A 2136-nucleotide genomic window follows, 5' to 3' on the forward strand; every position below is an offset into this window, starting at 1 on the left:
ACCAAAGAGGATCCCGATCGTGTGGGGCAGCAACGCTGAAACCAGTCCCACAAAGACCAGACTAATTCCGGACGCCTGCAGACCCGCTACGAAACTCGGCCCAGCGCCGAGGCCCACGACACCGATGAACACACAAAGTCCAACTGTATCAAATATCCATATTGCCGGTTCCGGAATGCGCCCGAAAAATGGATAGACAGACCTCAACCACCCGAAGACCAAGCCCATGACAAGCGCGCCGCCGCTCGCAGTGAGCGTCAGCGGCACAGACCAGACGACGACCGATAGGAGGCCGACCAGACCGCCGAGAAAAATGCCTATTCCGACAAATACCATGTCGGTTTCCGAAGTGCGGCGATCGGCATATCCAAGCTCTTTCGCTGCGCGCTCCACCTCGGACAAGGGACCAATCAGACGAACGATGTCGCCCCTATCGACACGGCTTTCCGGCATGATCGGCATTTCAATTCCGGAACGGGTGAACTTGAGAAGAAACACGCCTCGGGCGAATTGCAAATGCGCCAGCTCGGACAGCGTTCTACCGTCCATGGCTCGGTTCGTGACGACAACGTCCAATGACTCGATCGGAATGTCGAGGAGCAGGGGGTCGCTCACCTCTGGACCGATCACAGTACCACGCGTCGCGTGGATCTCCTGTCGCCCGATGACCGCGATGACGTCGTTTTCCCGGACGATCACGTCCTGACCAGCCTCCACGAGGCGATCGCCGCTGCGGACGCGTAAAATGAAGATCCGGGCTTCACCGGGGAGTAGCTCAAGCTGCGCTATCGTCTTGTCGATGAGCTTTGGATTGGTGACGCGGTATGCGCGAACATCGAAAGGTCGCGCGGCAGACACGACACCTTCTACGCGGTCGTTCGAGGCTCCTCCCTCCAATCGCATGCGCGCAGCCTCCTCCCGGAGATTGGCACGCATGAGCTTGGGGCCGATCTTGGGAAGGAACCAAACCAACGCTGCCGTTCCAATGAGGTAGGTTACGGCGTAGGCGACGGGGATGTTGTTGATCAGCGCGGCCCGTTCTGCTTCAGGCAGCGCAAGGCGCTGAATCGCCTCGCCGGCGGTGCCGATGACAGTCGATTCAGAGAATGYGCCCGCAAGGAGGCCCGCCGCCGTGCCCACGTCGTATCCAAGCAGCTTCGAGAATCCGAACGCGGTGAGCAAGCAGGTGACGCATAGCAGAACCGTCAGGGCGACTTGGGGAACTGCGTCGCCTTTCAGACCGCGAAAGAATTGCGGTCCGACTTTGTAGCCCGTCGTAAAGAGAAAGAGGTCAAAGAAAATCGTCTTGACCAGAGGAGGCACCTTGATGTCGAGCTGGCCGATCAGCACGCCAGCCAACAGGCAGCCGACGACGATTCCAAGGCTGAAGCTTCCCAATTTGATGCGACCTATGAGAAAGCCGACGGCAATGGTCAGGAAAATCGCGAGTTCTGGATTCTGGCGCAAAGCCGAAACGATGTAGTCCACGTTTCACTCCCTCATTCCCGCCGATCACCGTGACTCATTGCAACCTTGCCGACCTAGCCACCAGGTCATTTGCGAGGAGATGCCCGCGTGCGCCCGGAAGACGCGCCGTCTGTCGCGATGCGGATGAGCTTCAGCCCGTGAGAGGCCGAGTATCCATGGATCTCCTTTACGTCGAGCTTGCGCATGAAGTCGATGATTTCGGGAGTGATGACCTGACCCGGCACCATGATCGGAAAGCCGGGCGGATACGGGATCACGAAGTTGGCGGAGACGAGCGGCGGACCGTCGCTCAATCGCCGGGCAATGTCGGGGCTCGCGAGAGGTATGTGTTCGCAGCCGGCTGCGTTGTAGGCGTCGAAAAATGCGGCGCGGATATCACCCTCGATCGTACCCTCGCCGGACTCCTTCCGATATCGTTCGTGGAACCGGCTGAAATTTGGCAGTTCAGGCACGTCGTGCATCAGAGCTTTCACTCGCTTTTCGAATGAAGCCCTCTCTTCATCGCCGCCGTTGCGGAGCCGCTTTTCGATGTCCTGCGCCAGCTCCAGCAGCACCCGAATGAGGAGCGCGACGTCACTGCGTGTATTGTTGATATTCTATTGCAGGAGCACACTGTTGCGCGTGGTCTTGTTGATTTGGATGTTGTAC

Annotated in this window: 1 protein-coding gene and 1 pseudogene; both read right to left on the bottom strand. The window is 58.7% G+C overall.

What is annotated here, in order from left to right; translation table 11 throughout:
* A partial coding sequence (locus AC1DT3_RS18910; protein WP_477466761.1) for an aspartate-alanine antiporter-like transporter occupies positions 1-1488 on the bottom strand: 1488 nt, incomplete at its 3' end.
* A 65-nt stretch (positions 1489-1553) separates the two neighbouring features.
* Positions 1554-2136: pseudogene (locus tag AC1DT3_RS18915) on the bottom strand (decarboxylase); the annotation flags it as partial.

Source organism: Microvirga sp. P4_G7 (assembly GCF_056401005.1).